Origin of the sequence: Promicromonospora panici (genome assembly GCF_900608595.1) — a bacterium.
Lineage (GTDB): Bacteria > Actinomycetota > Actinomycetes > Actinomycetales > Cellulomonadaceae > Promicromonospora > Promicromonospora panici.
Genome location: NZ_UWYY01000001.1, coordinates 141,865 through 168,163, shown reverse-complemented (window position 1 = coordinate 168,163; position 26,299 = coordinate 141,865). Strand labels below are relative to the sequence as shown.

21 protein-coding genes are annotated in these 26,299 nt (G+C 72.2%); 7 read left to right on the top strand and 14 right to left on the bottom strand.

Annotated features, from left to right (window positions below):
* Positions 1-42: 42 nt before the first annotated feature.
* The 3 genes from EW117_RS00725 to EW117_RS00715 are packed head-to-tail and all read right to left on the bottom strand — an operon-like array spanning position 43 to position 3,174.
* The gene (locus tag EW117_RS00725; RefSeq protein ID WP_129782802.1) at positions 43-1,578 is read right to left on the bottom strand and encodes a tripartite tricarboxylate transporter permease; all 1,536 of its coding nucleotides are present in this window, start codon (positions 1,576-1,578) and stop codon (positions 43-45) included.
* Positions 1,571-2,176 carry a tripartite tricarboxylate transporter TctB family protein gene (locus EW117_RS00720; RefSeq protein WP_129782801.1) on the bottom strand — a complete coding sequence of 202 codons (606 nt, stop codon included), beginning with the start codon at positions 2,174-2,176 and terminating at the stop codon, positions 1,571-1,573. The genes EW117_RS00725 and EW117_RS00720 overlap by 8 nt, the downstream gene beginning before the upstream one ends.
* Positions 2,173-3,174, bottom strand: coding sequence for a Bug family tripartite tricarboxylate transporter substrate binding protein (locus tag EW117_RS00715; RefSeq protein ID WP_129782800.1), 1,002 nt, complete (start codon positions 3,172-3,174; stop codon positions 2,173-2,175). The genes EW117_RS00720 and EW117_RS00715 overlap by 4 nt, the downstream gene beginning before the upstream one ends.
* A 186-nt stretch (positions 3,175-3,360) precedes the next feature.
* On the opposite strand from EW117_RS00715, the gene EW117_RS00710 reads away from it, so the two are divergent.
* Positions 3,361-4,683: a sensor histidine kinase gene (locus EW117_RS00710; protein WP_242503994.1), complete on the top strand. Its 1,323-nt coding sequence runs from the start codon at positions 3,361-3,363 to the stop codon at positions 4,681-4,683.
* On the top strand, positions 4,680-5,414 hold the full coding sequence (locus tag EW117_RS00705) for a response regulator (RefSeq protein ID WP_129782799.1): 735 nt from the start codon (positions 4,680-4,682) through the stop codon (positions 5,412-5,414). Before EW117_RS00710 ends, EW117_RS00705 begins: the two co-directional genes overlap by 4 nt.
* Positions 5,415-5,508: 94 nt before the next feature.
* Here EW117_RS00705 and EW117_RS00700 read toward each other — a convergent pair whose 3' ends face one another.
* From EW117_RS00700 to EW117_RS00675, 6 genes are all read right to left on the bottom strand, one after another.
* Positions 5,509-5,940, bottom strand: a complete 432-nt coding sequence (locus tag EW117_RS00700; RefSeq protein ID WP_129782798.1) for a rhodanese-like domain-containing protein — start codon at positions 5,938-5,940, stop codon at positions 5,509-5,511.
* Positions 5,941-6,018: 78 nt separating this feature from the next.
* Positions 6,019-6,393 (bottom strand): nuclear transport factor 2 family protein, encoded by a 375-nt coding sequence (locus tag EW117_RS00695; RefSeq protein WP_129782797.1) that lies wholly within the window; start codon positions 6,391-6,393, stop codon positions 6,019-6,021.
* Between the two features lie 36 nt (positions 6,394-6,429).
* A complete protein-coding gene (locus tag EW117_RS00690; RefSeq protein WP_129782796.1) occupies positions 6,430-7,071 on the bottom strand; it encodes an alpha/beta fold hydrolase in 642 nt (213 codons plus the stop codon).
* Positions 7,072-7,181: 110 nt separating this feature from the next.
* Positions 7,182-9,884 carry a dipeptide ABC transporter ATP-binding protein gene (locus EW117_RS30590; RefSeq protein WP_129782795.1) on the bottom strand — a complete coding sequence of 901 codons (2,703 nt, stop codon included), beginning with the start codon at positions 9,882-9,884 and terminating at the stop codon, positions 7,182-7,184.
* Complete coding sequence (locus EW117_RS00680) at positions 9,881-10,828, bottom strand: ABC transporter permease (protein ID WP_129782794.1); 948 nt, start codon at positions 10,826-10,828, stop codon at positions 9,881-9,883. Before EW117_RS00680 ends, EW117_RS30590 begins: the two co-directional genes overlap by 4 nt.
* A gap of 25 nt (positions 10,829-10,853) precedes the next feature.
* Positions 10,854-12,371 (bottom strand): ABC transporter substrate-binding protein, encoded by a 1,518-nt coding sequence (locus EW117_RS00675; protein ID WP_129782793.1) that lies wholly within the window; start codon positions 12,369-12,371, stop codon positions 10,854-10,856.
* Between the two features lie 378 nt (positions 12,372-12,749).
* Between EW117_RS00675 and EW117_RS00670 the strand changes: the two genes are divergently transcribed.
* Positions 12,750-13,574, top strand: coding sequence for an exodeoxyribonuclease III (locus tag EW117_RS00670; protein ID WP_129782792.1), 825 nt, complete (start codon positions 12,750-12,752; stop codon positions 13,572-13,574).
* A gap of 146 nt (positions 13,575-13,720) precedes the next feature.
* On the top strand, positions 13,721-15,655 hold the full coding sequence (locus tag EW117_RS00665; RefSeq protein WP_129782791.1) for a septum formation family protein: 1,935 nt from the start codon (positions 13,721-13,723) through the stop codon (positions 15,653-15,655).
* On the opposite strand, the gene EW117_RS00660 is transcribed toward EW117_RS00665, so the two are convergent.
* The gene (locus tag EW117_RS00660; protein ID WP_129782790.1) at positions 15,633-16,700 is read right to left on the bottom strand and encodes an ArsR/SmtB family transcription factor; all 1,068 of its coding nucleotides are present in this window, start codon (positions 16,698-16,700) and stop codon (positions 15,633-15,635) included. The two genes, EW117_RS00665 and EW117_RS00660, sit on opposite strands and share 23 nt — an antisense overlap.
* A 324-nt stretch (positions 16,701-17,024) precedes the next feature.
* Complete coding sequence (gene clpB / locus EW117_RS00655; RefSeq protein WP_129782789.1) at positions 17,025-19,652, bottom strand: ATP-dependent chaperone ClpB; 2,628 nt, start codon at positions 19,650-19,652, stop codon at positions 17,025-17,027.
* A 116-nt stretch (positions 19,653-19,768) separates the two neighbouring features.
* Between clpB and cpt the strand changes: the two genes are divergently transcribed.
* On the top strand, positions 19,769-20,326 hold the full coding sequence (gene cpt, locus EW117_RS00650; protein ID WP_129782788.1) for a chloramphenicol phosphotransferase CPT: 558 nt from the start codon (positions 19,769-19,771) through the stop codon (positions 20,324-20,326).
* Entirely contained in the window at positions 20,310-21,110 is an 801-nt protein-coding gene (locus EW117_RS00645; protein ID WP_129782787.1) for a sulfite exporter TauE/SafE family protein, read from the top strand. Before cpt ends, EW117_RS00645 begins: the two co-directional genes overlap by 17 nt.
* Before the next feature lie 25 nt (positions 21,111-21,135).
* On the opposite strand, the gene EW117_RS00640 is transcribed toward EW117_RS00645, so the two are convergent.
* Positions 21,136-22,359 carry an MFS transporter gene (locus tag EW117_RS00640; RefSeq protein WP_129782786.1) on the bottom strand — a complete coding sequence of 408 codons (1,224 nt, stop codon included), beginning with the start codon at positions 22,357-22,359 and terminating at the stop codon, positions 21,136-21,138.
* A 67-nt stretch (positions 22,360-22,426) separates the two neighbouring features.
* On the opposite strand from EW117_RS00640, the gene EW117_RS00635 reads away from it, so the two are divergent.
* Positions 22,427-23,434: an ArsR/SmtB family transcription factor gene (locus EW117_RS00635; RefSeq protein WP_129782785.1), complete on the top strand. Its 1,008-nt coding sequence runs from the start codon at positions 22,427-22,429 to the stop codon at positions 23,432-23,434.
* Between the two features lie 247 nt (positions 23,435-23,681).
* On the opposite strand, the gene EW117_RS00630 is transcribed toward EW117_RS00635, so the two are convergent.
* Both EW117_RS00630 and EW117_RS00625 read right to left on the bottom strand, forming a co-directional pair.
* A complete protein-coding gene (locus EW117_RS00630; protein ID WP_129782784.1) occupies positions 23,682-25,100 on the bottom strand; it encodes a carboxyl transferase domain-containing protein in 1,419 nt (472 codons plus the stop codon).
* Positions 25,097-26,296 carry a CaiB/BaiF CoA transferase family protein gene (locus tag EW117_RS00625; protein ID WP_129782783.1) on the bottom strand — a complete coding sequence of 400 codons (1,200 nt, stop codon included), beginning with the start codon at positions 26,294-26,296 and terminating at the stop codon, positions 25,097-25,099. Before EW117_RS00625 ends, EW117_RS00630 begins: the two co-directional genes overlap by 4 nt.
* Positions 26,297-26,299 lie beyond the last annotated feature (3 nt).

The following is a 26,299-nucleotide window of genomic DNA, read 5'->3' as shown; positions in this document are numbered from 1 at the left end:
CGGCACACGACCGGCCCGGACCCGGCCGTCACCCGGTAGCCGTCACCTGTCGTCGCCGTCGCCCGCCGTCACAGCCACCCCGGTGGCCTGCTCCCGGCGTCGCAGCCAGAGCCCCACGGCGAGCAGCACCGCTATCGCGACGTACGCGGTGGCCGCGAACGGGCTGGTGACCAGGTAGCTCAGGTCGCCCTGGCTGATCGCGAGGGAGCGGCGCAGCCGGTCCTCCGCCATCGGGCCGAGGATCATACCGACGACCAGCGGCGCCACGGGGTAGCCGTACCGCCGCATGAAGAACCCGACCAGGCCGATGAGCACCAGGAGCAGCACGTCGACGGGCGAGAAGTTCAGGGCGTACGAGCCGAGCGCGCCGAACATCAGGATGCCCGCGTACAGGTAGTGCCGCGGGATCCGCAGCACCCGTACCCACATGCCCACGAGCGGCAGGTTCAGCACCACCAGCATGACGTTGCCGATGTACAGGCTCGCGATCAGCGCCCAGACCAGCGCGGACTCGCTCTGCAGCAGCAGCGGGCCGGGCTGGATGCCGTAGGACTGGAACGCCACGATGATGATCGCCGCGGTCGCCGTCGTGGGCAGGCCCAGGGTGAGCAGCGGGACCAGCACGCCGGACGCCGCCGCGTTGTTCGCGGCCTCCGGGCCGGCCACGCCCTCGATGGCGCCCTTGCCGAACTCCTTGCGCCGCTCCCTGCCGGCGAGCCGGCGCTCGGAGGCGTAGGACAGGAACGTCGCGACGTCGGCTCCGCCCGCCGGGATGGTGCCCACCGGGAACCCGATGGCGGCGCCGCGAAGCCACGGCTTCCAGGAACGGCGCCAGTCGTCGCGCTTCATCCAGGTGCGCCAGCCCTTCTCGACCGGGATCACCTTGACGGGGCCGTGCCGCATGCGGGAGCCCACATACAGGGCCTCGCCGACGGCGAACAGGCCGACGGCGACGATCACGACGTCGATCCCGTCCGCCAGGTTGAGCACGCCGAACGTGAAGCGCTGCTGGCCGGTGAGGGTGTCCGTGCCGACCAGGCCGAGGAACAGGCCGAGGGACAGAGCGGCGAGGCCTCGCGGGACCGACGACCCGAGCAGGGCGCCCACGGTGACGAACGCGACCACCATGAGGGCGAAGTAGTCGGGTTCGCCGAGCTGGACGGCCCAGCGGGCGACCACCGGCGCCAGGAACGTGAGCGCGACCGTGGCGATCGAGCCCGCGACGAACGACCCGATGGCCGCCGTGGCGAGCGCCGCCGCCCCGCGCCCGGCGCGGGCCATCTTGTTCCCCTCGATCGCCGTCACGATCGACGCCGACTCACCGGGCGTGTTCAGCAGGATCGACGTCGTCGACCCGCCGTACATGCCGCCGTAGTAGATCCCGGCGAAGACGATGATGGCCGCCGTCGGCTCCAGGGAGTACGTGAGGGGAAGGAGCAGGGCGATGGCCATGGCCGGGCCGATGCCCGGCAGCACGCCGACCGCCGTCCCGATGAACACGCCGAAGAGCGCCCACAGCAGGTACGTGGGGTGCAGGACGGTGGCGAACCCGTCGAGCAGCGCGGAGAAGTTATCCACGGAGGAACGGCACCCCTTCCAGGAGCGGACCGGCCGGGAGCGACAGCCCCAGCAGCCCGCCGAAGATCACTTGGATGACGAGGCCCAGCACGAGCCCGATCAGAGCGGCGCGCCACCACGGACGCGCCCCGAGGATGACCGCGGCGCCCGCGAACAGAACCGCGGCGGCGAACGGCCAGCCGATGACGTTGATGACGAACACGTGGACCACCAGTGCGACCACGAGCAGCACGACCGTCAGCCAGTCGGTCCGCACGGTCGGGTCGACGTCCTCGCCGCCCTCCTCCTCGCCGGCCCGGCCGGTCAGGAACAGGACCACCAGGACGACCCCCGCCGCGACGAGCATGCCGCCCACCAGGTACGGGAAGGCACGCGGGCCGAGCGTGTTGGTCGAGCCCGGCACCGTGATGCTGCCGGCGGCCACCAGCACGTACACGCCGAGGGCGGCGGTGGCCGCGGCCAGGACGAGCTCGCCCCACCGGCGGCGTGGCGGCTCGTCGTGCGCCCGGACCGGGGCGTCCGACGGCGGAGGACCGGCCTCCGCCGTCGGCTGACCTGGGGTGGTGGGCGCCTCGGGCGCCCCGTTGTCGGACCTCACTTGACGAGACCGATGTCCTTGAGCACCGCCACGGACTCAGCGATGTTGCCCTCCAGGTACGAGTCGAACTCGTCCCCGGCGAGGAAGGCGTCGTCCCAGCCCTTCTCCTCGAGCGTGGCCTGCCACGCGTCGGACTCGGCGAGCTCGGTGACCGCGGTGGTCAGCGCCTCCTTGTCGGCGTCCTCGATGTTCCCGGGGGCGACCACGCCGCGCCAGTTCGTCAGGACCACGTCGTACCCGGCCTCGGTCAGCGTGGGCGTGTCAGGGAGGGCGTCGACGCGCTCCTCGCCGGACACCGCGAGCGCCCGCAGCTCGCCCGCCTCGACCTGCTCGGCGTACTCGCTGACGCCGGAGATGCCCGCGTTCACGTTGTTGCCGAGCAGTGCCGCCAGGGACTCGCCGCCGCCGGAGTAGGCGATGTAGTTGAGCTTGTTCGCGATGCTGGCCGACGGCACGCCCGCGGCCTGGAGCAGCATGCCGGCGAGGATGTGGTCGGTGCCGCCGGCGGAGCCGCCGGTGATGGCCACGTCCTTGCCGTTCTTCTCGATGTCGGCGACGAGGTCGTCGATGGTCTGGTACGGCGACTCGGCCGGGACCACGATGACCTCCTGCTCCTCGGTGAGGCGCGCGATCGGGGTGGTCTGCTCGATCCGGGCCTGGGACTCGTTGGTCTCGACGGCACCCACCATGACCAGGCCCATCACGAGCAGGGTGTTGGGGTCGGTGGAGTTGGCGATGTTCGCCAGGCCGACCGTGCCACCCGCGCCGTCGACGTTGGTCACCGTGGCGGTGCCCACGAGGCCCTCCTCCTGCATGTCGGCCTGCATGGCGCGGCCGGTCTGGTCCCAGCCGCCGCCCGGGCCCGCCGGGACCACGATGCTCAGCTCGTCGATGGCCGCGGCGCCGCCACCGCCGCTCGGCTCCAGGCTGGAACAGCCCGCGAGGGCCAGGGCCAGAACGATTCCGACGGGGGCAGCCCCGGTTCGGATGATGCGCATGTCTCCTCCTTGAGCGGATGCGTGGACCCGGCACCGGCTACGTCGCCGGCACTCGGACCACCTCGGCGAGAGCGTAGGGAGGGCCCTGTTCAGGAGGCGGGTTCTGGTCGCAACGAACGTTGTGGTCGTTTTGATCGTGGCCCCTCGGCTACCGCACCGGCCGCAACCCGGTGCACACTTGCGTCCGTGAGAAGAGCGATGACGCTCCGGGCGCAGCTACTGGTGCTGCAGGTCGTCATCGTGCTCGTGCTCGTCTGCACGACCGGGCTCGTGGCCTCCACCCTGCAGGAACGCCAGCTTCGTGAGGCGTACGTCGACCGGATGACCGGGGTGGCGCTGTCGGTCGCGCGCCTGCCCGCCATCCTCGACGCGTTCGACGACGCGGATCCTTCCGCCACGATCCAGCCGATCGCCGAGGTCATCCGGGAGGCGTCCGAGGTGACCTACGTGGTCGTCACCGACGACCACGGCGTCCGCTACTCCCACCCCGACCCGGAGCAGATCGGACGGCGGGTCTCGACCGACCCGTCCGTGCCGCTGTCGGGTCAGCTGTGGACGGGCACGCAGACCGGCACGCTCGGCACGTCGTGGCGCGTCAAGGTCCCGGTCTACGGGGACGCGGCGGACGACGCCTCGCCCGCCCCCGTCATCGGCACCGCCAGCGTCGGGATCCTCGAGTCCGAGCTGCGGGCCGACCTGACCGACGATCGCGGCTGGCTGCTGGGGTCGCTCGCCGCCGCCACGGTGGTCGGCGTGCTGTGCGCGGCGTGGGTGACCCGCCTGGTGCGCCGCCGTATCTACCTGCTCGAACCCGAGGACATCGCGGGGCTGCTGGAGACCAGGGGACTGACCGACGCGCTGCGTTCCCAGTCGCACGAGTTCGCCAACACCGTGCACGTGATCTCGGGGCTGCTGGAGCTCGGCCGGACCGAGGAGGCGGTCGCCTTCATCGAGCGGTCGGGCTACGGCGGGCTCCTCACCTCATCGGCGGTCGCCCCCGGCGTGCGGTCCCCGGAGCTCGCGGCCCTGCTCCTGGTGAAGGCGATCACGGCGCGGGAGCGGGGTGTGATCCTCGACGTCGCCGAGGAGTCGGCGCTCGACGCCCCGACGACCTCGGAGGCATCGGCCCTGCACACCGACGTCCTCGTTGTGCTCGGCAACCTCATCGACAACGCGGTGGACGCCGCCGGCCCGGACGGGCGGGTACGCGTGCTCCTGGTGACGGACGGGGTGCACCTGCGCCTGCGGGTGGACGACAACGGCCCCGGCATACCCACGAACCTGCACCACCAGGTGTTCAAGGCTGGGTTCTCCACGAAGGTACCCGGGACGCGGGAGCACAGCCGTGGCATCGGCCTGGCGCTGGTCAGGCGTGTGGTGGACCGGCGCGACGGCGAGGTGGTCATCGGCTCCGGCGATCTCGGCGGGGCGCGGGTGACCGTGGAGCTGCCCGCAGGGGCGACGGCATTGGCCGGGCATGTCAGCAGCGCCGGGGAGGCGACGACATGACCGAGCAGGCACGGACGCTCGTGGTCGAGGACGATCCGGCCGTCGCCGTCGTGCACCGCGGGTTCGTGGAGAGCCATCCCCGGTTCGTCGTGGTGGGCGAGGCGCGCAACGGCGCGGACGCGCTGCGTCTCGCGGCGGCGCTACGGCCGGACCTGGTGCTGCTCGACCTGAACCTGCCGGACATCGGCGGGCTCGACGTGCTCCGTCGGCTGCGCCTGCTGCCCGGCCCGCCCGTCGACGTCGTCGCCACCACCGCGGCCCGCGAGCTCGACAGCGTGCGGCAGGCCATGGCCGGCGGCGTCGTCGCCTACCTGGTCAAGCCGTTCACCGCCGCCACGCTGCGCGAACGGCTCGACGAGGTGTGGCAGCGGCGCGAGGACGTGCGCCGCGCGCAGGACACGCTCGACCAGGAGGAGGTGGATCAGCTCCTCGCCGGGCCGCGGTCCACCACGACGCTGCCGCCGAAGGGGCTTTCCGAGCGGAGCCGGGACCTGGTCCGGGAGGCCCTGGTGCGGCTGTGCGGGGTGGCCGTGGATGCTGCCGGGGCGACCGTGGATGCTGCCGGTGTGGCGGCCCGGGACGCGTCGGCGGCCGAGGTCGCGGAGGCGGTCGGGATGTCCCGGGTGAGCGCCCGCCGGTACCTGGAGCACCTGGTCGCGGAGGGATACGCGCAGGTCACGCCACGGTATGGGGCGACGGGCCGCCCGGAGAACCGCTACCGCCCGGCGTGAGGTCGCTGCGGCCCCGGGACCGAGCGATTGTGCCCACTTTCAGGCCGAACTTTGGGCACGATCGCCCGGTCCCGGGCCGACGAGCGTCGCTCGGTCAGAGCGGGGCGGCCAAGGGGTCCGGGGCCGGATTGGTCCGGCCCTGCTTCGTGTCGTAGGCGAAGCCCTCGCGCACCCAGTACTCGAAGCCGCCGATCATTTCCTTGACGTCGTAGCCGAGCTTCGCGAACTCGAGCGCTGCCTTGGTCGCCGCGTTGCAGCCAGGCCCCCAGCAGTACGTGACCACGGGCCGGTCCCGGTCGATGACCTGCTCGGCGCGCAGGCGCACCTTGCCGCTGGGCAGGTGCACCGCGCCGGGGACGTGGCCCTGGTCCCAGGACTCCTGGGACCGGACGTCGACGAGGGTGAACGGGGCGTCCGCCGCGGCCAGCCCGGCGAGCGCGGTGTGGACGTCGGCGACGTCGGTCTCGAAGGCGAGCCGCCCGGCGAAGTGTGCGACGGCGGCGGAGGTGTCCTGGGAGGTCGTCATAGCCTGAGTGTGCGGACGTGCGTCCGCCCGGGACAAGGCCCCGGCGCCCCATTGTTCCTGAAGGGTGCGTAAGCCGGACTACTCCGAGCGCCAGGTGCTGCGCCAGTCGTAGAGCGGGGCAGTGGTCTGGTACTCGCGCAACGTGCGGATGAGGCCGTCTCCGGTTCGGGCCACGGTAGCGCCGTCGAGGGTGCTCCTGGTGCCGTCCCACGTGCACTCGAACGTCCACTGCGCGATCTCGCGGTCGCCGGTCACGATGTGGTCGGTGATGTCCCAGCGGTGCACGACGCCGCCCGCGGCGAACCAGTCCTGACCCCACCGACGCACCCAGTCGCGCCCGCGGTAGACGGGCCCGTAGCACTCGGTGATGACGCAGTCGTCCGCGACCGTGCCCGCGATCCGCTCCGCGTCCCCGGCGACCCAGGCGTCGATGTAGTCCGTCAGCGCAGTCATGGGACCGACCCTAACCGGGTGGATGCAGCTGACCGGTCAGTCCGTCACGACGTCGCGGAGGAACCGCACGACCCTCCGCGCCCGGAACATCAGCGCGTACCCGATGGCGATCACGTGGCCCACGACGCGCATCGTCTCGTTGACCGCACCCTCGAGCAGGGTGTCCTCGTCGTCGACCACGCCGTCCCTGGCCGATCGCAGGCTCAGGATCCTGGCCCGGTCGTCGGGGCCCAGCTCCTCCAGGAGTTTCGGCACCGTCGACAGCGACTGCGCGAACGGCGCGTTGCGCAGGAGCACCGGCTTGATGATGTCCTCGGGCTCCAGGAACTTCCCGGCGATGATCACGACGGCGACGATCGAGCGGCGTCGGGCGTATGCGGCGAGGACCGCGCCGGCCCCTGCCGACGCACCCATGAGCGCGACCCGCTCGCCCCGCTGCTCGTACCGTTCGACCATCTCGTCGAGCCGGTCCAGCCGGTCCTGGAACGACGCGTCCGACGACCAGCGGACGCGGAACATCGTGGTGCGCACACCGAGGGCACGCCAGGTCCGGAGCGCCTCACGCTGGAGGTGCACCAAAGGCGGCAGCCGGTCGCCGAGCCCGGGCACGAAGATCACGCGGATCGGTGGCTTCCCGCTGCGCCGGGACTCGTCGGAGGCACGCGTCATCTCGCTCATGTCGAACCGGAGGCTACCGGACGGCGAAACCCCCGACTGCGGCGAGAACGGGGTTGCGTTCCCGGAAGGCACCGGAAGGAGCACAACCCCGTTCTCGGCGCGGTCGGCGGTCAGCGGACCAGCAGCGGGGTCGCGTCCCGGAGGCGGCGCGTGTACTCGTGCTGCGGCGTGTCGTAGACCTGGGCGGTGGGCCCCTGCTCGACGATCCGGCCGTCGCGCATCACCGCCACGTGGTCGCAGACGTGCCGCACCACGCCGAGGTCGTGCGAGACCAGGAGCAGCGTCAGGGCGTACTCGTCCGCGAGGCTCGCCAGCAGGTCCAGCACCTGCCGGCGGACCGAGACATCGAGCGCGCTGACCGGCTCGTCCGCGACGAGGATGCGCGGCCGGCACACCAGGGCCCGCGCGATCGCGATGCGCTGCCGCTGCCCGCCCGAGAACTGGTGCGGGTACCGCTCCGTCGCGTCCAGCGGCAGCCCGACGGCGTCCAGCATCTCGCGTACCGCGTCGCGGCGGGCGGACGCCGTCCGCGGGCCGGCATCGCGGACGTTCGCCGGGTTTAGGAGCGGCTCCGCCACGATGTCGCCGACGGTCATGCGGGGGTCGAGCGAGCCGTACGGGTCCTGGAACACGAGCTGCAGGGCGGCGCGCAGGTCGCCCAGCTCGGCCGACGTCGGCCCGCCGCGCGTCCCCCGCACGCCCCGCGTGCCGCGCGGACCGCCCGCGTCACGAACGGCGTCCGACGCCGGGTTCAGGTCCACACCCGCGCTGACGACCCGGCCCGACGTCGCGTGGTCCAGGCCCGCAACGATCCGCAGCAGCGTCGACTTGCCCGAGCCGGACTCGCCGACGATTCCGAACCGCTGCCCCTCGGCGACCTCCAGGGAGACACCCTGCAGCGCGTGCACCGCCTGCCCGCGGCTCCGGTACGTCCGGGTCACGTCCTCGACCCGGAGGAGGGCCGGGGCGATCGGCGTTGCCAGCGCGGTCTCGACAGGCCCGGCCAGCGAGGGCTCGGCCCGCGGAGGCGCGACCCGCGGCTCCAGCGTAGAAGCCGCCAGCAGCCGCTTCGTGTAGTCGTGCTGGGGATCCGCGAAGACCTCGGCGACCGGGCCCTCCTCGACCACCACGCCGTCGAGCAGCACCACCACCCGCTCGCACACCTGGGACACCACGGCGAGGTCGTGCGTGATGAACAGCAGCCCGGCGCCCCGGTCGCGGACGAGCCGCACCATGAGGTCCAGCATCTGGCGCTGCACGGTCACGTCGAGGGCGGTGGTCGGCTCGTCCGCCACCAGCACGGCCGGGTCGTTCGCCAGCGCCATCGCCAGCACCACCCGCTGCCGCTGCCCGCCGGAGAGCTCATGGGGGTAGCGCCGGGCGGCGCCGTCGGGCAGGCCCACCTCGGCCAGGAGCTCGGCGGCGCGCTCGGTCGCCGTCCCGCGCGTCGCGCCGTGCAGCGTCATCGTCTCGGCGACCTGGCGGCCCACCCGCATCAGCGGGTTGAGGGCGGTCATGGGTTCCTGGAAGACCATCGACAGCGCCTCGCCCCGCAGCCCCGCCATGCCGCGCTCGCCCCGGTCCAGGAGGTTCCCCGGTACCCCGGCGAGGCCGACGTGCCCGGTGGCCCGGACGCCGTCGGGCAGCAGGCCGAGGGCCGCGAGCGCCGTCATCGTCTTGCCCGAGCCGGACTCGCCGATCAGCCCGACCCGCTCGCCAGGGGCGACGCTCAGGGTGACGTCGGCGAGGAGGGCGCGTCCGATGTCGGTGCGGACCGAGAGGTGGCGGACGTCGAGCGCCGGGGTCGGTTCCTGAGCCTCCCGAGGGGCAGCCTTGTCCACCGGTGCGGGCCAGGTCTCGGCCGGCCCGACCTGCGGTGCGGACCCGGTCTGCGATGCGGCCTTCGGGTCCTCCCCCGACGAGCTGACGGCGGAGAGCCTCGGGTCGAGGACGTCGCGCAGGCCGTCGCCCAGGAGGTTGAACCCGAGCACCGCCACGGCGATGGCGACGCCGGGCACGATCGCCAGGTGGTCGGCGACGCCGAGGAACTGCTGCGACTCCTGCAGCATGCGCCCCCACGACGGCGTCGGCGGGGGCGTGCCCAGGCCGAGGAACGACAGCCCCGCCTCGGCGAGCACGGCGATCGCGAAGTTCACCGAGCACTGCACCAGCACGGTGCCGGCGATGTTGGGCAGCACGTGCCGCGCCGCGATCGCGAGCTCGCCGCGGTTGGCGGCGCGCGCGGCGAGCACGTAGTCGGAGCGCATGACCTGCAGCGTCCCGCTCCGGGCCACGCGCGCGAAGGCGGGGATGGAGCCGATGCCGAGCGCGACCATCGCCGTCACCGTGCCTGCTCCGTAGACGGCGCCCAGCACTATGGCGAGGAGCAGGCCGGGAAACGCGAGCAGGATGTCGCTGCCCCGCATCAGGAGGGCCCCGAGCCGGCCGCCGCGCATCCCAGCGAGCACGCCGAGCGGCACGCCCACCACCGCGGCGATCCCGACCGCGACCACGCCCACCAGGAGCGTGATCTGCGCACCGGCCATGACCTGCGAGAACACGTCGCGGCCGAACCGGTCGGTGCCGAACCAGTGCTCGGCGCCGGGCGGCGGGAGGAGGCGCTCGGCGCCCGCGTGCTCGGGGTCGTACGGCGTCCAGACGAGCGACACGAGTGCCGTCACGACGACCAGCGCCACCAGCACGGCGCCGATCACGAGCTGGGGGTGCACGCCGGGGCGGCGGGTCTCGACAGGCTCGACCACCGGGGACCGGGGGTCGAGGTGGCCGACGGCGACCGCGGCCGGGTCCGTCATGACGCCCTCCTCAGCCGGGGGTCCAGCAGGGTGTACGCGAGGTCGACCAGGAAGTTCAGCAGCACCACCAGGACCACGAGCACCGCCACTATCGACTGCACGGCGAGCAGGTCGCGGTTGCCCACCGAGTCGAGCAGCAGGCTGCCGAGCCCGGGCACGGCGAACACCCGCTCGATCACGACGGCGCCGATCAGCATGGACGCGATCTGCACGCCCACGACCGTCACGATCGGCACGCCGGCGTTGCGCAGCCCGTGCCGCACCAGCGCACCCGTGAAGGTGAGCCCCTTGGCGCGGGCGGTCCGCAGGAAGTCCTCGCGCATGATCTCCAGCACGGCGCTGCGCACGTACCGCGTGATGATCGCGGCCTGCACGGAGCCCAGCGCGAGCGCCGGCAGCAGCACGTGTCGCCAGAACTCCCCGAGCCCTTCGACGGGCGCCACCCAGCCGCCCGACGGCAGCCAGCCGAGCCGCACCGCGAACAGCGCCACGAGCAGCACACCCACCAGGAAGTTCGGCACTGCCACGCCCACCTGGCTTACCGCGGACAGCGTCACGCCGCCCGCGTTCCGGTGCCAGACGGCGGCCAGCGTGCCCACCGGCACTGCCACCACCAGGGCGATCAGCATGCCGAGCAGCACGAGGATGCCAGTCACCTGCACCCGGTCGGCGACCAGCGGCGTGAGGTCCTGCGACGTCACGTAGCTCGTGCCGAGGTCGCCGGTCAGCAGCCCGCCGACCCACTCCAGGTACTGAGCGACGAGCGGGCCGTCCGTGCCGTGCTCGGCCCGCCAGGCCGCGAGCGCCTCGGGGGAGGCCTCGATCCCGAGCGCGACGACGGCCGGGTCGCCGGGGAGCACCCGCAGCAGCACGAAGATCGCAGCCGTCGCCACGAGGAGGGTGGCGACGAGCTGGGCGAGGTGCGAGGCGAGTTGTCTGGCCACGGGTGGTCGTCCGGCGTCGGCCGGGTCAGTCGTCGGACCAGCGCAGGCCGGTGAGGTCCATCGACTCGGTGGTCGCGTTCGCGGCGATGCCCGTCAGTCCGGCGTCGGCGACGACGGTGTTGGGGAAGAGGAACAGGGGGTCGCTCGCAGCGTCGTCCACGATCATCCGGGCGACCTCCTGGATGCCCGCGACGTACTGGTCGGGGCTGCCCTGGTCGGCCTCCTCGGCGATCTCGTTGATGCGCGGGTTGTCGTAGCCGATGTAGTAGTCGGGGTCACCGAAGATGGTCAGCATGTCCCGCGCCTCGGTGTGGAGGATCACGGACATCTGGTAGTCGTGCTCGGTGAACACCTTGTCCAGCCAGACGGCGGGGAACTCCGCCGGGACGATCTTCGCGTCGATGCCGACGTCCTTGAGCTGCGACACCACCACCTGGGCGACGGCTTCCGCGTAGGGGCGGGTCGGGACGTCGAACGTGATGCTCAGGTCCTCGGCGCCGGCTTCCTCGAGCAGGTCCCGTGCCCTGCCCGGGTCATACGGGTAGGCGTCGGTCAGGTCCTGGAAGTACGGATCGGTGGGCGGCACCATCGAGCCGATGAGCTCGCCGTGCCCGGCCCACGCGGTGTCGAGGACCGCCTTCCGGTCGATCGCGTACATGACCGCTCGGCGCACCCTGAGGTCGTCGAAGGGCGGGGCGGCGTTGTTCAGCGCGAGCAGCACCTCGCCCGTGGAGGTGCCGTCGATGACCTGCAGGTTCTCGTCCTGCTCGAGGCCGCCCAGCAGGTCGGGCGCCTGCATGTTGTACGCCATGTCGATGTCGCCGGACCGGACCGCGTTGGCCTGGGCGTTCGCGTCGGCGAAGTAGCGGACGGTGACATCCGGGATGGCCGGGGCCTCGCCCCAGTAGTCGTCGCGGGCGGCGAGCGTGACGTGGTCGCCGGGCGCGACCTCCTCGACCGTGTACGGGCCGGTCCCGACCGTCTCGGTCGCCAGGTCGGCGGACAGGTCGTCCGGGAACATGGTGCCCACGGACGTGCCCATGTCGAACAGCCAGGAGTTGCTCGGGTGCTTCAGCGTGACGGCGACCTCGGTGTCGCTGATCGCCTCGGCCTGCTCCACGACGTCCATCTTGGACTTCAGGCTCAGCGTCCAGTCGTCCTGGACCCGCTCGATCGACGACACGACGTCGTCCGCGGTGAAGGGCGAGCCGTCGGAGAAGGTCACGCCGTCGTGCAGCGTGAAGGTGTAGACGGTGCGGTCCCCGTTGACCTCCCACGACTCGGCGAGCTGCGGCTGCACCTCGCCCTCCTGGTCGATGGTCACCAGGCCCTCGTACACGTTGTTCATCAGCAGCTGCGGGATGGCCGATCCCGACGTCGTCGTGAAGTCGAGGTTGGTGGGCTCCCCCGTCAGCCCGACGACGACGTCCGTGCGTGCTCCTCCGGTGGCCTCGCCGGAGCCGGCCGAACATGCCGCGACCAGGGCAGCAGTGGTGAGGACGACGACGGCACCGACGGCGCGACGCCTGGTGAGGATCTGCACGTCACCAGGGTAGTCGGGGTGAACCTCACGGTTGTCAGGGTCCGAGAAGTGCGGCGGGAATCACAGCCACGCTGCTGCCAGGGCGCCACTCCGACTTCGGTCGGTTGCACGGTGGCCGCTCCGACTTCGGTCCGTTGCTCTGAGATCGGTCGTTTGATTGACCGATCTCAGAGCAACGGACCGAAGTCATTTGCTGTGCCGTGCAAGGGACCGAAGTCGGGATCAGATGGCGGGCTGTCGCCAGCTTGCCGGATGGCATGTCTACTGGACCACGCGCACATGCTCTACCAGACCTCTCGCGCAGTCTTTAGTAGACCTTGTGCGCACCAGCAACTGGATCGCACCCCTCCACTGTCCTCACTGAATAGACTCGTTTGCGTGCGCCTCGTCACCTGGAACGTCAACTCCATCCGCACGCGACTCGACCGCGTGCTCGCCTTTCTCGACCGGTCCCGGACCGACGTGCTGGCGATCCAGGAGACCAAGTGCCGAGACGACCAGTTCCCCACCGCGGCGTTCGAGGCCGCTGGGTACGAGGTAGCCCACTTCGGGCTGTCGCAGTGGAACGGCGTGGCGATCGCGTCGCGGGTGGGCCTGGCCGACGTCGCCACGCAGTTCCCGGAGCAGCCGGGCTTCGCCAAGCCGATCATCGAGGACGACGTGAACCCGCTGCTCGACGTCATCCCGCCGATCGAGGCGCGGGCCATGGGCGCCACCTGCGGCGGCGTCCGCGTGTGGAGCCTGTACGTGCCGCACGGCCGCGCGCTCGGCGACCCGCACTACACCTACAAGCTGGCCTGGCTGGAAGCCCTGCGCACCTCGGCGCAGACCTGGGCCGACGCCGGGGACGCCGTCGCGCTCATGGGTGACTGGAACGTGATCCCGCTCGACACCGACGTGTACAACCCCGCGGACTTTTCCGGGAAGACGCACGTCTCCCCGCCCGAGCGGGCCGCGTTCGAGGCGTTCGGCAAGGCCGGGTACACGGAGCTGACGCGGCAGTTCATCCCCCAGGAGCACACCTACACCTACTGGGATTACCAGCAGCTCGCCTTCCCGCGGAACAAGGGGCTGCGGATCGACTTCTGCTGGGCGTCGCCGGCTCTCGCCGGCCGTGCTTCGGGTGCGGTCATCGACCGCGACGAGCGCAAGGGCAAGGGCGCGTCCGACCACGTCCCGGTGATCGTCGACCTGACCGACTGACGCGTTCCGCGTACGGGCACGGACCGCTCCAGGTTCCACTCGTGATGGGGAAATCAGCGGGTGAAATTGTCCATAAACGGAGTGCACCCGAAGCGGGTGTCGCCCCGGTAGCAAGGTCGTTGCCGAATGTCGGTAAGTTAACCTGCATGACGTCGACGCCCGACCAGTTCCCGGCCGCCACCGAAGTCGCAAAGATCCCTGTCACGGATCCTGCCGACAAGGCGACCGAGGCCGGGTCGGAGCGGAATCCCGGGCGGGACGACGCCGGGGCCAGCGAGCCCGAGGGCCGCGCGGAAGAGTCCGAGCAGGCCGGCGACGCGAGCGAGACCGGCGAGCCGACGAACGGGATCACCGAGTCGGCGCCATCGACGGGGGCAGCGGCGTCGGCCGAGGGTGAAGGGCCTGAGACGTCGAACGGGCAGGCTGCGGACACCGCGGCCGTGGAGCCGGTCGACGACGTCCCCGAGGAGTCGGCGGAGGAGGCCGAGACCGAGCCGGAGCCGGAGGCTTCGTCGGCGCAGGAGACTTCTGCGGCCGCTGAGTCCGAGGCGGGCCCCGCGGCCGACGAGCCCGAGACGACCGCCGGTCCGGTCGACGAAGCCGAAACCGTCGAAACGGAACACGCCGGCGGCACGGAACCGGCAGGCGAAGCGGAGCCTGCCGACACCGCACCCGGGGCCGCGACGAACACATCGGCGGCTGAGACTCCCGCTACTGCAGCTCCCGCGGGCGAGACCTCGGCGGCTGACGTTCCCGAGCGGCCCGCCGGGGCCGCCTCCGGGCTGCCGCGCCGGCCGAAGCGCGACGAGGCACCCACCGAGGAGATCGCCGTCGTCCCGGCGCCCGAGCGGCCGGCTCCCGCCACGCCCGCGCCCGGGCAGGACGTGCCCGCCGGACCAGCTGCGCCAGCCGCAACGCCCGCCGCGCCAGCTGCCGACGAAGCCGCATCCGAGCCTGCCACCAAGTCCGCGCAGGCCGCCCCGGCCGAGCCCGACGATGACGACGCCGGGCCGACCCCGTCGACGCCGGCCGCGGCGAGCACGACCAGCGCCCCGACGCCGTCGGGCAGCGCGACGGTGCCGGACATCGACGAGACGTTCGACTTCAAGGCGCTCTCCTTCGCCGCGATCGCCGAGGCGCACAAGAAGGCGCTGGGCCCGCGCACCGTCGTCGGCGAGGTGGCGCCGCCCGAGGAACCGGAGCCCGACGAGCCGAATGCCGGGGACGAAGCCGCCGCCGAGAGGACACCGGCCGAGGCGACGGCCACCACGGACACGCCGGCGCCGGCGGAGACCGCCGAGGACGCCGCCGAGACCGAGACGTCCGCCGCGGCGACCGAGCTCTTCGCGTCGCCCACGACGCACACCCCGCCGGCCCCCGCGCGGCCCAGCCCGTTCCCGACGCCCGCCGCGCCGGCGCAGCATCAGCCCGGAGCGCCTGCGCAGGCCCAGCCCACCGTTCCGCAGCAGCCCCCGTCGCCGTTCCCGACATCGCCCGGCAGCTCGGCACACGGCTTCCCAGCCGTGCACGACTACGCGCCGGAGGCCTCCTATGCCGGCTGGCGTCCGCCCACCCCCGAGGACCAGTCCGCCAAGCGGCGTCGGTTCGCGCTGATCGGCGGAGCGGTGGTGGCCGTGATCGCAGTGGTCGCGGTCATCGCGATCATCGTGAACCTGGTCAACAGGCAGCAGTGGGAGCCGATCGAGGCGATGATCGCGGAACCACAGGAGGTGCACCCTCTACAGCTGGTGCTCGGCTCGTGCGTGGAGTCCATCCCCGACGACGGTGAGGTCTCCGAGGTGCTCGCGGTCCCCTGCGACGCCTCGCACACCGCGCAGGTGGTCGGCCGCACCGACTTCGCCGACGCCGCCGTGTGGCCGGGCCGCGACGAGGTCGACAAGCGAGTGGCACTGGTCTGCGGCACCAAGCAGCTGGGGCCAGTCGCCCGCACCAGCCCGCTCGCCGACTCCGTGCGGTACGTCGTCTGGGGCCCGAGCGAGGAGTCCTGGGACGACGGCGACCGGGTGGGCCTCTGCCTCGCGACCACCGCGGAACCGATCACACAGGATCTCCTGCAGTAACCGGCTGCGACCCGAGCGTCCGTGCCTCCGCGGTCGGCATCGCCGCCGTCGGCATCGCGGGGAACCGCCCGACGCAGCCGTCCAGAAGGGTCTGTCCCAGCGGAGTCAGCGCGTGGATCACGGTGTTGCGCTCACGCCCAGAGGCGATGAGCCCGGCGTTGCGCAGCACGGTGGCGTGCTCCGACGCCGACGCCGGGGAGATCTCCAGCCGTTGCGCGATCTCGCTGGTCGTCGCGCCCGTGCCGAGCACTCGCAGCACGGCGGCCCGGGTGCGGCCGAGGAGCGCGACGAGGCGCCGCCCGCCGTCGGACCGGATCTCGATGCTCCGGTCGATGCCGGCCTGCTCGTGCACGATCGGGTAGAGGAGCACCGGCGGCAGCTCCGGGTCGGCCAGCGTGATCGGGGCACGCTGGCAGAAGTACGACGGGATGATGAGCAGGCCGCGGCCGGCCAGGTACACGTCCCGCTCGGCGGCCGTCGATACCGACAGGACGGGGTGCTGCCAGCGCACCGCGGGGTGCAGGGTCCGCAGCGCATGCTCCGTACCCCCCTCCACCCAGGCGCGGGTCCGCGCCGCGCGATCGACGTCGACGGCCGCCCGGATGCCGCTCCAGTACGGTCCGACCGCCTGCTCGTAGTAGATGCGCATCGCTGCGCCGAGCCCACGGAGGGCAGGCGCGGAGCCGTCGGCGAGGTCGCGCATCCAGAGGTGCGGCCGGTGCCCGCGGGTCAGCAGCGCGAGGTCGTCGCGGAGCCGGTCCCTGGGCGTGGACAGCACCGCGTCGAGCCCGGTCTCGAAGTCCTCGGTGCCCGTCACCGGCGTCAGAAAGTCGGGTGAGTACCCCCGCGGCGGAGTCAGCCGCAACAGCATCCGGGCCGCAGGGTGCAGGCCGGACAACACTCGCTCACGCCAGGGCGCGAACAACAACGAGCCCGAACGCTGATTCACCACGTGGGCGCTGAGCAGCATCTCCCACATAGGGTCCGGGCCCGGTGCTATCCGGACCCGGGCAAGATCGTCGGAAGTGAAGTGGAACCGCAGCATCAGGCCCTCCCTGACCGTCCGCCTCTCCCCATGGCCCCCATCGGCTCGCCCCCCGCGCGCCCTGACCGTGCCGGGCACGTACGCGGCACGCCGCGCACGGTTTCACCCCGCACACACAGAGGGACGTGCGGGATTTCAGGTTCTGGGCGATCGGGCAGTCACCTTCACAACACCATCACATGGTGACGTTGCCGACGGCCGGATCGACCAGATCCCGCGGTAGTTCCCTCGTAGCCACCAAGGATGGCAGGCGGACGCCGCACTCCACATCGACCGAAAAGCGTAGTCCGGTGTACGCCGACCGACGTACACCGGACGGCTGGGTCACGCCGTCAGGACGCGCCGTTCGAGCATCAGACCCTCGCCGGGCGCGCGGTCCACGACCACCGTGTCGCCGTCGGACACCTCGCCCGTGAGCAGCAGCCGCGCCAGACGGTCGCCGATCTCGCGCTGCACCAGCCGGCGCAGGGGCCGGGCTCCGTACGCCGGGTCGAAGCCCTCCAGGGCGAGCCACTCGCGTGCCGCCTCGGTCACGTCGAGCGTGATGCGACGGTCCTCGAGCCGCTTCGCGAAGGCCCCGACCTGCAGCTCCACGATGCGGCCGAGCTCGTCCAGCGTCAGCGCGTCGAAGATCACGACGTCGTCGAGCCGGTTGAGGAACTCGGGCTTGAACGCAGCGCGCACCGCAGTCATCACGGACTCCCGGCGTTCTTCGTCCGACAGCATCGGTTCCACCAGGAACTGCGATCCCAGGTTCGAGGTCAGCACGAGGATCGTGTTGCGGAAGTCCACGGTGCGACCCTGGCCGTCGGTGAGACGGCCGTCGTCGAGCACCTGGAGCAGGACGTCGAAGACCTCGGGGTGGGCCTTCTCCACCTCGTCCAGCAGCACGACCGAGTAGGGCCGACGCCGGACGGCCTCGGTGAGCTGGCCGCCCTCCTCGTACCCGACGTACCCCGGAGGCGCACCGACCAGCCGCGCGACGGAGTGCTTCTCCCCGTACTCGGACATGTCGATGCGCACCATGGCGCGCTCGTCGTCGAACAGGAAGTCCGCCAGCGCCTTCGCGAGCTCGGTCTTGCCCACGCCCGTGGGGCCGAGGAACAGGAACGAGCCGGTCGGCCGGTCGGGGTCGGAGACGCCGGCCCGGGTGCGCCGCACGGCGTCGGACACCGCGGCCACCGCGGTCCGCTGCCCGATGAGGCGCTGGCCGAGCACCTCCTCCATGTGCAGGAGCTTCTCGGACTCGCCCTGCAACAGCCGCCCGGCGGGGATGCCGGTCCACGCGGCGACGACCTCGGCGATCTCGTCCGCACCGACCTTGTCGGCGATCATCGGCGGCTCGGCGGTCTCCGGGCCCAGCCCCTCCGGCTCGTCCTCCGAGACCGCCTCGGCCTCCTCAGCCGCCACCAGCTCCTTCTCGACCACCGGGATCTCGCCGTACTGGATACGCGCGGCGCCCTCGAGGTCACCCTCGCGGAGCTTGCGCTCGGCGTCCGTGCGCAGCTCGTCGAGGCGGGCACGCAGGTCGCCGACGCGGTTGTGCCCGGCCTTCTCGGACTCCCACCGCGCGGTGAGCGCGGCCAGTGCCTCGCGGCGGTCGGCGAGGTCGGCCCGCAGCCGCCCCAGCCGCTCCTTGGACGCGGCGTCCTCGGACTCGGACAGCACGACCTCCTCCATCTCGAGGCGCGTGACGGCGCGTTGCAGCTCGTCGATCTCGACCGGGGACGAGTCGAGCTCCATGCGCAGGCGGGACGCCGCCTCGTCGACCAGGTCGATCGCCTTGTCGGGAAGCTGCCGCCCGGAGATGTACCGGTCGGAGAGCGATGCGGCGGCCACGAGCGCGGAGTCGGCGATGGTCACCTTGTGGTGCGCCTCGTAGCGCTCCTTGAGCCCACGCAGGATCGCGACCGTGTCCTCGACCGAGGGCTCACCGACGAAGACCTGCTGGAACCGGCGCTCCAGGGCCGGGTCCTTCTCGATGTGCTGGCGGTACTCGTCGAGTGTGGTGGCACCCACCATGCGCAGCTCGCCGCGCGCCAGCATGGGCTTGAGCATGTTGCCGGCGTCCATGGCACCCTCGCTGCCAGCCCCCGCGCCGACGACCGTGTGCAGCTCGTCGATGAAGGTGACCACCTCGCCGTCCGACGCCGTGATCTCTTCCAGGACCGCCTTGAGTCGCTCCTCGAACTCACCGCGGTACTTCGCGCCGGCCACCATCGAGGCCAGGTCCAGCGCGACCAGGCGCTTGCCCTTCAGCGACTCGGGCACGTCGCCCGCGACGACCCGCTGGGCCAGCCCTTCGACGACCGCCGTCTTGCCGACGCCGGGCTCGCCGATGAGCACCGGGTTGTTCTTGGTGCGGCGGCTCAGGACCTGGATCACGCGCCGGATCTCCGAGTCGCGGCCGATCACGGGGTCGAGCTTTCCGTCCCGGGCGCGCTGCGTCAGGTCGGTGCCGTACTGCTCCAGCGCCTTGTACGTACCCTCGGGGTTCGGGCTGGTGACCCGGCCGGATCCCCGGACGGCGGGCAGCGCGGCACGCAGAGCGTCGGCGGTGGCACCGGCGTCGGACAAGATCTGGGCCGCGGACGACTGGCCGGCCGCGACGGCGATCAGCAGGTGCTCGGTAGAGACGTACTCGTCGCCCAGCCCCTGCGCCTCCTTGGACGCCAGGTCCAGAACCGTGGCCATGGCCCGGCTCGCGCTCGGTTGAGCGGTGCTCGCGCCGCTGGCCTGGGGCAGCGCGACGAGGGCCGCGCGGACCTGCTGGCCGATCGCCTGTGCGTTCGCCCCGACCGCGTCGAGCAGGCCGACGGCGACGCCGCGCTCCTGCTGGAGCAGCGACGCCAGCAGGTGGACGGGCTCGAGCTGCGGGTTGCCGGCGGCCGACGCCGACTGGATCGCGTCGCCGATCGCCTGCTGCGACATGGTCGTGAACTTGGTGTCCATGAAGCCTCCGAGAGTGCTGAGTCTGCACGAGATGAAACCGCGCCAAAGTTGAGTCTATTCCGCTCAACTTGGAATTCAACTGTAGCGCGCACCACCGACACTCGTACCGTTGCCGCATGAACACCCAGGTCATCGTTCTCAACGGCGGTTCGAGCTCCGGGAAGTCCGGGATCGCGCGCAGCCTGCAGACCGTCCTCGCCGACGCGTGGCTCTCGCTCAGCATCGACACGCTCGTCGACGCGATGCCCGCCCGCCTGACGTCCGGCGGAGACGGGATCGGGTTCACGGACGACGGCGGCGTCGACGTCGGGCAGGAATTCATGGCACTGCAGGACGCCTGGATCGCCGGGCTGGTCACGATGGCGCGCACGGGCGCGCACATCGTGGTCGACGACGTGTTCCTCGGGGGTGCGGCGTCGCAGCAGGGCTGGCTGGATGCCCTGGGCGACGTGCCGACGCTCTGGGTGGGGGTGCGCTGCGACGCCGCGGTCGCCGAGTCCCGCGAGGCCGTCCGCGGCGACCGGGTGGCGGGCATGGCCGCGAAGCAGGCCGACGTCGTCCACAAGGGCGTGACCTACGACCTGGAGGTCGACACGACCAGCACCGAGTCCATGGACTGCGCGCGGACCATCGCCGCTCACCTGAGATCATCGCGGGGTGACCGACCAGACTGACGCCTCCCTGACCCCTCCCCGCGCCGTCCTCGTGGGGATCGTCGGCGGGACCTTCTCCGGGCTGTTCGGCCTCGGCGGTGGCATCGTGATGGTGCCTCTCCTGACCTCGCTCGGCGGCCTGACGCAACGCCGGGCCAGCGCCTACTCGCTCGCGGCGATCCTCCCGGCGGCGATCGTCGGGTCCATCCCGTACCTGACGCACGACGCCGTCGACCTGATCGCAGCCGGGCTGCTCGTCGTGGGCTCGGTGATCGGCGCGGTGGTCGGGGCGCGGATGCTCGCCCGGGTCCCTGAGACCCTGCTGCGCTGGCTGTTCGTCGGGGTACTCGTCGCGGGGATCGTGCGGTCGCTGCTGGACGGGTTCGGCGAGCCGCCGTCGGTCGACACCGCCGAAGGGCTGCCCAGCGTGCTCGACGGCGCGGGGATGATCGGGCTCGGTCTCGTCATGGGTGTCGCGTCTGGCCTGCTCGGCATCGGCGGCGGTCAGCTCGCCGTGCCGGGCCTCTCCGCCCTGTTCGACTTCGCGCCCGCGCTCGCCAAGGGCACGTCCCTGGTCGCGATGATCCCGACTGCCATCTCGGGGACCTGGGTCAATGCCCGCAACCGCCTGGTCCGCCTGAAGACTGCCGCGCTCATCGGCCTGGTCGCGTCGGGCTTCTCGTTCGGCGGCGCCAGCCTGTCGGTGATGCTGCCCGACAACGTCGCGTCGATCGCGTTCGCGGCCCTGCTCGTGTTCGCACTCGCGCAGCAGATCCGCAAGGCCATCGAGAAGCAGCGCCACTGAGGAGCACGTCGGGACGAACGGTCGGTCAGTCCGCGTCGGACGGCGGTCCCTGGCGGTGGACGCGCACGAGCAGCGGCAGGCTGATCGCGAGCGCCACCACCCGAAGCGCCCCGGCGACGGGATAGCCCGCCCGGATGCCGATCTCGTGGGCGATGAGACCTCCGGCGAGCGCACCCAGCGGGATGAGACCCCAGCCGAGCAAGCGGTAGACGCTGTTGACCCGGCCGAGCAGATCGAGCGGGACCAGTTCCTGCCGCAGGGTGACCGTGACGACGTTCCAGACCGCGGTGACCAGACCGCTGAGAGCCAGCAGGGCCGCGAGCGTCCAGGCGCTCGGGCTGAGTCCCAGCAGGACGAAGACGACGGCGTTGATCGCCAGCGCGACGGCGAGCACGGGGAGCTGCCCGAGCACCCGTGTGAGCCGCGCGGTGAGCAGCCCACCGAGAACACTGCCGACGGCGGCCACCGCCAGCAGCAGCCCGTAGCCCGCCGTGGTGACGCCGAGCTCGCGCGTGGCCAGGAGCACGAGCGTGACGTTGCCGAGCTGGAAGCAGAACGTGTTGACGCCGAGCAGCAGGGCCAGCGTGCGCAGCAGCCGATGGCGGACGAGCCAGCGCAGTCCCTCGGTGATCGCACGTCGTGCCGGCTGTCCGGTTTCCCGCAGCCGCGGCCGGGACGTGCCGCGCAAGGTCGTCAGTAGGAGCGCGGAGGCGACGAGAGCCACGACGTCGAGACTGAACGGCAGAGCGATCGCGAGGCCGAACAGGAGACTCCCGACCGGCGGGCCGAGAAAGCTCTGCCCGATGGTCGTCGCCAGGTACTGGCGGGCGTTGGCCGGCCCGAGCAGCCGGGTCTCGACGATCTCCGGCAGCACGGACTGGCTCGCGATACCGAAGACGACCTGGCCGACGCCGATCGCGAAGGCCGCGGCGGTCAGGCTTCCGATGTTCATGGCACCGGCGGCCACCAGGATCACGATCCCCGCGACGACCACCGCCTGGAACAGCTGCGCGCCGCGCATGAGGTCGACCCGGCTGTGCCGGTCCACGCGCGCACCGACCGGGAGCGAGAACAGCAGCCACGGCACGAAGCTCGCGGCAGCGACCATCGAGATCAGCCGGGGGTCCGTGGTGAGCGTGACGGCGAGCAGCGGCAGCGCCGTCACGAACGCGCCGTTGCCGACGTTGTCGATCGCCCCGGCCCACCACAGCCGCCAGTACCGGGCCGGCAACCGCTCTTCGGATGTCATGCCGGGAGCGTGCGGGCACCGCCGGCCGGCCCACCACGGTTGAGCGCTGCGCTACATAATCGGGGCTGTGTCCCTCAGCATCGAGATCAGTGCGGACGACCTCGCGGGCACCCGGTTCGCCGTCTCCCCGCTCGCCGAGACGATCTCCGGGCTCCAGCAGCTCGCGGAACCCGGTTCGGACCCGCGCACCCGCTGGTGGGTCGAGTGGGCCCGAGAACGACTGGCGCTCCGACCGCTGCGGCTCGCGGCGGCGTGGCCGCTGCTCGTCACCGGCCGGCCCGGGTGGCCCCAGTTCCTGCTTCCGGCCCCCGCCACCACTCGCACCAGCATCAACGACGACCTCGAGGCCATGCAGCGAACGACGCCCGAGGAGGTGGTCGAGAGCCTGCACCGCGTGTTCGGAGACGAGCCGCCCCCGGCGGCCCAAGAACTGGCCGAGGCACCGGCCGAGCAGCTCGCCGCCATCGCGGCGGAGCTCCACGACGCCCACGACTACCTCGTCCGCCCGCACTGGCGGCGGATCCGCGCGCTGCTGGAGAGCGATATCGCGCACCGGGCCGCGCAGCTCACCTCCGGCGGTGCCGCCAAGCTGTTCGAGGATCTGCATCCCGACGTCGTCTGGTCGGCCGGGCGCCTGACCTTCCGGGCTGATCAGCGCGGTGGCACGACCCCCGCGGCGCGCGGAGGACTGGTACTGCTCCCGGTCGCGCTCGGCCCCGACCGAGTCGTCGTCAAGCGAAACACCACCACCCGGACCACCCTGCGCTACCCCTGCCGGGGGACAGGGCGCCTCGCCCGGTCGCTCGACCGGTCACCCGTCCCGCGCGACACCGCACGGCTCCTCGGCCGGAGCAAGGCGGGCCTGCTTCGCGCACTGCTCTCACCGTCCACGACGACGGACCTCGCCCGGGAGCTCGGCACGACGCCGAGCGCCGTAGCCCAGCACCTGGCTGTGCTGCGCGCCAACGGCCTGATCAGCGGCCAACGCCATGGCCGCCGCGTCCTCTACGAAACGACGCCTCTGGGCCGGGCATTGCTCGACGGCGCCCGGCCGGATCACCGGTTGCAGACTTGAACGACCGCCTCACGGACAAGCTCCTACTGCAGACTTTTCTCACGCCCGGCCGACGGCTGCAGACTTGGTTGCGGTTTGCGGGCCTCTAACCGCAACCAGGTCTGCGGTCGATATCTGCGTCCGCGGCTAGATCTGCAGTCGGCGGCGAAGCCCGTGGTCACCTGGGAGCTGTGCTGATCAGCTGCCGCCGCTCGGCACCGCTCGGGCCGTCACAGCAGCTCGGGCCGTCACAGCAGCTCGGTGCAGCTCACAGGTCCCGCAGCATCGCAGCGCATTCCGCCGCTACCGCCACAGCTACGTCCCGTGCGCTGTCGCCGTCGTACTCCGGGACCACGCGCTGCACCGCGCCCTCGGCGAGCAGGTCGACGGCCCGGATGTGCTGCGCCTCTGCCATCTGCGCCGCGTGCGCGGTGTCCCCGTGCACGATGACGCTCGCCCCCTCGGGCGGGAGCGGCGACAGCCAGGCGTGCTCCGCCGCGATCACCGCCTGGGCCGGCAGCAGCGCGAGCGCCCCGCCGCCGCAGCCCTGACCGAGGATGACCGACAGGGTCGGCACCGTCATCCGGGTGAGCGCCGCCATGCAGCGCGCGATCTCGCCGGCGATCGCACCTTCCTCGGCGTCCTGCGAGAGCTCGGCGCCCGGGGTGTCGATCACCGCGACCAGGGGCAGCCGCAGTTCCTCGGCCAGCCCCATCGCGCGGCGCGCCACGCGCAGCGCGGCGGGCCCCATCGGGGTGCTCTCGGTCTGCCGGGTCCGGTCCTGCCCGACGAGCAGGCACGGCCGCCCGTCCAGCCGCGTGAGCGCGACCAGCATCGACTCGTCGCGCTCGCCCTCGTCCGTCCCGGACAACCGGACGGTCCCTGATGCCCCGTAGCGCAGCAGGTCACGCACGCCCACCCGGCCCTCGGCCCGGGTCCGGGTCACGGAGTCCCAGGCGGACGTCGTGCCGGACGGCTCGCCCTCCCGGCGGGGCAGGGACGGCGCCGACGGCGGGTCCACGAGCACCGCGAGCGCCCGCTCCACCAGAGCGGGCAGGTTCTCGGGCGCGACGACGCCGTCGAGCACGCCCTTGGCGGCGAGGTTCTCGGCGGACTGGACGCCGTCGGGCAGGGCCTTGCCCGTCAGGGCCTCGACCACGCGCGGCCCGAGGAACCCGATGAGCGCCCCCGGTTCGGCGACGGTGAGGTGCGCGAGCGAGCCCCACGACGCGTACACGCCGCCGGTGGTGGGGTGCCGCAGGTACACGAGGTACGGCAGGCCGGCGTCGCGGTGGTCCATGACGGCGCGGGAGATCTCGACCATCCGCAGGAACGCGGGCGTGCCCTCCTGCATCCGGGTGCCGCCGGACGCCGTGGTCGCCAGGAGCGGCAGGCGTTCCGCCGTCGCGTGCCGGACGGCGGCGGTGATCCGCTGGGCCGCGGCCCGGCCGATGGAGCCGCCGAGGAACCGGAACTCGTTGACGACGACCACCACGGGCCGGCCCCGGACACACCCGCGGCCGGTGAGCACCGACTCGTCGGTGCCCGCCTTCTCGGCCGCCTTCGCCAGGACCGCCCGGTACTCCGCCGGGTGCCCGGACGTGTCGACCGGCTCGTCCCAGGACTCGAAGCTGCCCTGGTCGAGGACCAGGTCGAGCAGCTCGCGGGCCGTCCAGCGGCGGGTCATCGACCTGCCTCGGCCCCGGAGCCGGGCCTCGACATGTCGAGCCAGGCCCGGATCCGGGCGGCGTGCTCGTCCAGCACCGGGGGCGCCTGGTGGTCCCGACGCGTGACCTCGGCGCCGGACGGGTCGAAGAACCGCAGCGGCGGGCCGGGCAGCGTCACCGTACCGAGGCTCGTGTGCTTCACGTCCACCAGCAGGCCCTGGCTCGCCGTCTGCTCCCATGCGTACACCTCGTCGAGCGTACGCACCCGGCCCGCCGGGATCCCGGCGTCGGCGAGCCGGGTCAGCAGCGGGTCGGCGTCGAGCTCGGCGAACGCCGTCTCGATCGTCTCGATGACCTGGTCGCGGTGGGCCACCCGCTCGGCGTTGTCCCGCATGCCCTCCGCGTCGGCGTCGAGCCCGAGGGCCAGGCAGAGCCGCTGCCACAGCGTCTCGGAGCCGACTGCTATCTGGACGGCGCCGTCACGGCAGCGGAACAGGCCGTACGGCGCTATGGAAGGGTGGTGGTTGCCCTGCGCGTGCCCCACCTCCCCGGCGACGGTCCACCGGGTGCCCTGGAACGCGTGCACCCCGGTGACGGCGGCGAGCAGCGACGTCCGCACCACCTGCCCGACGCCGGTGGCGTGCCGCTCGTGCAGCGCCGCGAGCACGCCGTACGCGCCGTAGATCCCGGCGAGGAGGTCGCCGATCGGCACGCCGACCCGCTGCGGGTCGTCGGGACCGGACCCGGTCAGCGACATCAGCCCGGCCTCACCCTGGGCGATCTGGTCGTACCCGGCGCGGCCGCCCTCCGGGCCGTCGTGCCCGAACCCGGTGATCGAGAGCACCACCAGGCGCGGGTTGCGCTCGAGCAGCGTGTCGACGCCGAGCCCGAGCCGGTCCAGCACGCCGGGCCGGAAGTTCTCCACGAGCACGTCGGCGCGGTCGACGAGTGCGAGGAGCGTCGCCCGGCCGGCATCACCCTTGAGGTCGAGCGCTATCGACTCCTTGTTGCGGTTGGCCGACAGAAAGTACGTCGACTCGCGCTCTCCCTCCTCCCCGACGAACGGCGGGCCCCAGCCGCGCGTGTCGTCGCCGCGGTCGGGCACCTCCACCTTGACGACGCGAGCGCCCAGGTCGCCGAGCATCATCGTGGCGTGGGGCCCGGCGAGCGCCCGGGAGAGGTCGACGACGACGACGTCGTCCAGGGGTCCGGTCATCGT

Coding starts and splice junctions, on each gene's coding strand:
- EW117_RS00640 (WP_129782786.1), bottom strand. CDS start 22,359: ATGACATCCGAAGAGCGGTTGCCGGCCCGGTACTGGCGGCTGTGGTGG.
- EW117_RS00700 (WP_129782798.1), bottom strand. CDS start 5,940: ATGACGACCTCCCAGGACACCTCCGCCGCCGTCGCACACTTCGCCGGG.
- EW117_RS00625 (WP_129782783.1), bottom strand. CDS start 26,296: ATGACCGGACCCCTGGACGACGTCGTCGTCGTCGACCTCTCCCGGGCG.
- clpB (WP_129782789.1), bottom strand. CDS start 19,652: ATGGACACCAAGTTCACGACCATGTCGCAGCAGGCGATCGGCGACGCG.
- EW117_RS30590 (WP_129782795.1), bottom strand. CDS start 9,884: ATGACGGACCCGGCCGCGGTCGCCGTCGGCCACCTCGACCCCCGGTCC.
- EW117_RS00695 (WP_129782797.1), bottom strand. CDS start 6,393: ATGACTGCGCTGACGGACTACATCGACGCCTGGGTCGCCGGGGACGCG.
- EW117_RS00690 (WP_129782796.1), bottom strand. CDS start 7,071: ATGAGCGAGATGACGCGTGCCTCCGACGAGTCCCGGCGCAGCGGGAAG.
- cpt (WP_129782788.1), top strand. CDS start 19,769: ATGAACACCCAGGTCATCGTTCTCAACGGCGGTTCGAGCTCCGGGAAG.
- EW117_RS00630 (WP_129782784.1), bottom strand. CDS start 25,100: ATGACCCGCCGCTGGACGGCCCGCGAGCTGCTCGACCTGGTCCTCGAC.
- EW117_RS00665 (WP_129782791.1), top strand. CDS start 13,721: ATGACGTCGACGCCCGACCAGTTCCCGGCCGCCACCGAAGTCGCAAAG.
- EW117_RS00715 (WP_129782800.1), bottom strand. CDS start 3,174: ATGCGCATCATCCGAACCGGGGCTGCCCCCGTCGGAATCGTTCTGGCC.
- EW117_RS00705 (WP_129782799.1), top strand. CDS start 4,680: ATGACCGAGCAGGCACGGACGCTCGTGGTCGAGGACGATCCGGCCGTC.
- EW117_RS00660 (WP_129782790.1), bottom strand. CDS start 16,700: ATGCTGCGGTTCCACTTCACTTCCGACGATCTTGCCCGGGTCCGGATA.